This is a genomic window from Stieleria sp. (assembly GCF_041595215.1).
Classification (GTDB): domain Bacteria; phylum Planctomycetota; class Planctomycetia; order Pirellulales; family Pirellulaceae; genus Stieleria; species Stieleria magnilauensis.
Genome location: NZ_JBFHKV010000705.1, coordinates 1 through 4,662, shown reverse-complemented (window position 1 = coordinate 4,662; position 4,662 = coordinate 1). Strand labels below are relative to the sequence as shown.

Genomic DNA, 4,662 nt, shown 5'->3' with positions numbered 1-4,662 from the left:
TCACCCAAGGAAATCGCACGCCTGATCGAACACGCCAAGCGGCGGGAAGCCGCCCGAGTCGAAATTCGCCTCAGGGCGCTCGAGCTTGTCCCCTCCGCACCGGCGGAAGCTCCCCAAAAAAGCTGACAGCAGAACGGACAGCGGAACGGACGGCGGACCGAACGGCGGAACAGACAGCAGAGCGGGCGGCAGAACCGGCAGTGGCGGGGGACGCACCTTGATCGACCGCTGCCTTCCGGTTATCACTCCGAAGCTGGAAGCTTACGCCACTTTCCCGGACCTTTTTTGTCGTGTCGATCCAGCAGACCACCACTTCGCTCCTCGGCCGCGACACCGACCCGGTCGCCGCCGGCTACCATCTCCGCGACCTGGCAACCGGCGATGCCGCCTCCGCCGTCGCCATCCTGTCCCATCTGGCCGGTAACCGGGACCGCTTGGCCGAATCGGACCCCGCCATCATCGGCGCCTTGCTGCGGGTCGTGCACACGCTGCTGGTTCAAGATCGCTCCGAGTCGTCGCTGGAGATCATCGGCTCGCTGACGCCGGAGGTGATGGAGCAGATCGACGACTCGCTGCCACCGGAAACCTCCAATCGCCATCTGCTGTTGCACCTGTTGACGATGGCCCGTTCGCGCGAGTCGCTGCAGGTGTTCGTCGAGATTTTAAAGCAGCGGCCGCCGACGGATTGGATGGACGCCGCACAGATGCTCAGCCCGCTGATGCAACACGACGATTGGCCGGTCGACGCCGTGTTCCCCGCCGCGTTGGAGTGTCTTTCCGAACCCGCGCTCGCCGCCTCGCTGCTGGACCTGGCCAACTACCTGGTCCGTCACGGTCGTGTCGCCGAGCACCCGACTGCGGGCATGCTCGACACGCTGACCGCACTGCTCGGACAAGTTTCCAGCCGCCTCGGATTCTTTGAAGACAACCCGCGTGCCTTCGGTGACGACGTGCCGACGGTCCAGAAGCGGCTGGCCGAAGCGGTCGCGCTGGCGGTCGCGTTGTGCGATTCGCTGGCGTTGATCGGCGACGAGTCGGCGATCGGAAAACTGAACCAAACCGTCTTGCTGCGACACCGGCGGGTGCAGTGCGAAGCCGCCGGGGCGTTGGCGAAACTTGGCGACGAAGAAGGCCGCAAGCGATTGATCGAACTCGCCGGCGATCCCGCCGCCCGGCTGCGCGCGATCGCCTACGCCGACGAACTGGACTTCGGCAACGAGATCGACGAAACCTACCGCACCCCCGACGCGACGGCGGAAGCGGAGATGGCGTTGTGGCTCAGCCAGCCCCATCAAATGGGCGTGCCGCCGACCAACGTCGAAGTCGCCGCGTCGCGGCGGTTGCTTTGGCCCAGCTTCGATGATCCGGTCGACGTGACGTTGGTGCGGTTCGAATACAACATGGGCGAGCGGGGCTACAGCAACATCGGCATGACCGGGCCGGCGGTCTTCACCATGGCCTGCGACTTGGCGGACATGCCGATCGACGACATCTTTGCGATCTACGCCGGCTGGCACGCCGACCACCAAGACATCTTCTCGGTCCCGACCGAAGCGATGAACGAAGCCCAACAGCGGGCGATGGAGACGTTCCAACAGCACCTGCAACACCTCGGCTACGAGGAACTCAAACCCGTGCTGCTGGGCCTGTTCCTGGACGAGCGGGCAGGCGTGTTCACCGCGACCCGCGAAGGCACCGCGTGCGTCGTCATCACCGACGGCTTAGAAACGATCGACCAGGCGACCGCCGGACGCAGCCGCCCGTTGAGCGGCGAAGACCTGTTCAATCTGTACAAGGGACGCAAGATGCTGCGGACGTTCAATCCGTAGGAGCCGTCCAAATAGGGGTGGCAGGACTCGAACCCGCGACCAAGGAATTATGAGTTCCCTGCTCTAACCGACTGAGCTACACCCCCGGTGTCGAGGGCAGATTCTAGCCCAAATCCGGATCGATTCGTAGCCGTGCTGGATAAACTCGCGACGCGCCGACGGGCACGGCCAAGGCGGTTCGCGGGGCGTGATGACGAAGAGGGAGAAGTCCAAGAAGGCACAGCGAACCAACGGCAACGCCGAACCAAAGCTGGTCCGCATCGACATCGCCCCCTCCGACAACCCCCATACCCCCGAGCGAAGCGACATCCTAAACACCGCCGGCTTCAGCGACGCAATGTTCAACTGCGTGTCGTTTGCCATCGGCGATTCGGTGCGTTGGTGAAAACGACTAAAGTGGGTTCGTGAAATCGCCAACTGCGAGAAGTCGATGCAACCGCCAGCGCGAAGAAATCGCGTTTTCTCTGTTCGGTGTGATCGCACCCCTTCATTCTGGCTCCCTTCTCCCCCACGACGAGAGCGAGTGGTGCTCGCTCTCGTCGTGGGGGAGAATGGCTGGGGATGAGGGGGCAATGCACTACAGAAGTGCATCAATTGCCTGTTCGATCTGATGCCGCACCGCAGCCGGATTTCGCAAGACCTCGTAGCCCGGAATCCGCACGACTCGGTACCCTATGCATTCGCCGCCCGAGAACGGCGACTATCCGGTCTCCTGACGTTCGACTGCAAGTTCGGACCCGATGAACTCTTCTATCGGTTCATAGTATTCCTCGACCGACCGGATGTAGGTCTCCAGTCGTATTTGTGCATGGCGTGCGGTGACGTAGTTCGCCGGCTCGATCCAGACCCAGACGTTCAACCAGAGCAGCGTCAATAGGCTCACGGCGATCAGCAATTGACCGACACTCTGTGCGAAATTGAAGCTCCAAACCAACCGGATTGCAATCAATACTAGGAAAACTGCGACACTCCAGGATGGGCCTTTATGCATCACCCACTGCAAGATCAACGGGCTTACCCAAGAGGGACCAGGTAGCCAGTGGTCCGATGAGTTTGGCTGGTGCTGTTCGATCATCCCAATCAACCGATCGCTTGACGCATGGACGTGGATTGGAAGCCCAAAAGCGTCCCAACCAAGCTGGAAATGGACCACCATCTGCAGCAACAGTGCCACCACGCCCGTTCCGATCAACAAACTTCGAATCGAAAACTGAACGCGAATCGCCAAACGCGCCGCAATGCCACCCATCAATAGCCACAGAAGAACAAATGACACGCCGGTAAGAATCCAGTGCTGAACCGATTCTGAAACGAGTCCAGCCGGCCCTGCTCCTAAAAACAAAACGCTAAGGCCGACTCCCAGGAAGTACAATGCGAACAGCCAAAGAATGCCCCTGGTGTTCGGGCTTGGGCGTCCAAAGAGAATCCAGAGTACGGTCAGAACAATCGTTGTCCCAAGCGTGCTTGCAAACAGCGAAAGCGCGATCATGCTCGCCGCACGGACCACGGCACCAGCCGGCGTCGGTTGGCTTTGATTTACGCTGGCGGCAGCTCTCTTTACCACCGCCTCCCACCGAGTCGCGTCCTTGAGCTCCGATGCTGTCAGCTTGCTAACTTGACCGCGTTCTCGTTCAAGATCTGATCTGACCTCCAAGAGAATGCGTCGCATTTGGTAGGTGATCGTTTGGTATCGTGTCAGCTTGTCTGATCGTTGATGAGCTAGATCGATGATTGCCTGCGCCAGCCGCAGCAAGTCTTCGCGTTTTTCGTACTCCGCTTCGATCTCCTTTGCGTCAGCCATCCGCATCAGTTGCCTCGCCAGCCCAATCGTAAAGTACGCGTTGCGCCAGCCAATCAATCGATGACGAATTGATTCAGTGGTGGTGGCTCGCGGGTGTCGTGAAAGGGAATGCAGGCGAACCATGTCACTCACACCCGGTTCACCCAATGTCAACGTCCGATAGGTGACGCACTTCTTTGCCAAACCAATCGTTCGAGACCACGATTCTGAATCCGCGATGATCGTGTTGGCGTCTTCGTCCAGACCGATCGCCGTTTGGCTGTGACCGTAGGCATGCAATACGGTGTACAGACCGTTCTCCGGGTCGTGGTGTTCGGCGTCGTGAAGGACCTGTTCCCAGTTCGAATCGCGCGGTATCGACTCCTGGCTTGTCATGGGTGACGGCCACAGCAGCACTGCTCGCAGACGCCACCACCGCCTGTCGTCTGGATCCAGCTCGGTTGCTCGCCGAATCAATTCGGACGACCGTGCCGAACCTTGGCGATCGAAATCGGAGCGCGACTCACGTATCCGGTCGATGACTTCCCCGGGAAACAGAACCGCGTGGACATCCTCGTCCGCTACGTCTTTAGCAACGTCCGATGTATACAACACACAAGGTTCATGAAAAATCAGAGCCGCCGCTGCGTACAGCCCGGCATCATCAGGGTGTGCCTCGAGGATGCGATCCACCGCTTCTTGCCAGAATTCATACTGGCGATCAGGGTATGATTCCGCCGGCGTACGCATGTCGACGCCGACCCCGATCGTTGAGAGTGAGAGCGTGTGCAGCGAAGACGCAAACTCTTCGGATCCAGGACGAGCCCTCCAATACAGATTCACAAACCCGAACAGCAAAAGTATTGACAGCAAGCCGATCCATACAGTTGCAGCGCCGACGCAAGGTCGGATGCGATGCAACGGACGTCGAATTTGCTCGCGGATTCCCATCGTCGCAATCGTACCAGTTCCGCGGCAATTGCCCAAAGGGAATCAACAACATCGGCTGGGGATCTCGATCGTAGACCGGCAGCTTTTGGCAACCCATTTCGT

At 59.8% G+C, this 4,662-nt stretch carries 3 protein-coding genes and 1 tRNA gene; 2 read left to right on the top strand and 2 right to left on the bottom strand.

The window, feature by feature from the left end:
- The first annotated feature begins 290 nt into the window (after positions 1-290).
- Positions 291-1,829: a HEAT repeat domain-containing protein gene (locus ABX749_RS22815; RefSeq protein ID WP_372898015.1), complete on the top strand. Its 1,539-nt coding sequence runs from the start codon at positions 291-293 to the stop codon at positions 1,827-1,829.
- Positions 1,830-1,841: 12 nt separating this feature from the next.
- Here the strand turns inward: ABX749_RS22815 and ABX749_RS22810 are convergent.
- Positions 1,842-1,915 (bottom strand) — tRNA-Ile (locus tag ABX749_RS22810).
- 101 nt (positions 1,916-2,016) lie between these two features.
- Here ABX749_RS22810 and ABX749_RS22805 point away from each other — a divergent pair.
- The gene (locus ABX749_RS22805; protein WP_372898014.1) at positions 2,017-2,214 is read left to right on the top strand and encodes a hypothetical protein; all 198 of its coding nucleotides are present in this window, start codon (positions 2,017-2,019) and stop codon (positions 2,212-2,214) included.
- 315 nt (positions 2,215-2,529) lie between these two features.
- Here ABX749_RS22805 and ABX749_RS22800 read toward each other — a convergent pair whose 3' ends face one another.
- Complete coding sequence (locus tag ABX749_RS22800; RefSeq protein ID WP_372898013.1) at positions 2,530-4,560, bottom strand: hypothetical protein; 2,031 nt, start codon at positions 4,558-4,560, stop codon at positions 2,530-2,532.
- Positions 4,561-4,662 lie beyond the last annotated feature (102 nt).

Excerpts from the sequence above, each read along its gene's own strand:
- ABX749_RS22800 (WP_372898013.1), bottom strand. The coding sequence starts at position 4,560 with ATGGGAATCCGCGAGCAAATTCGACGTCCGTTGCATCGCATCCGACCT.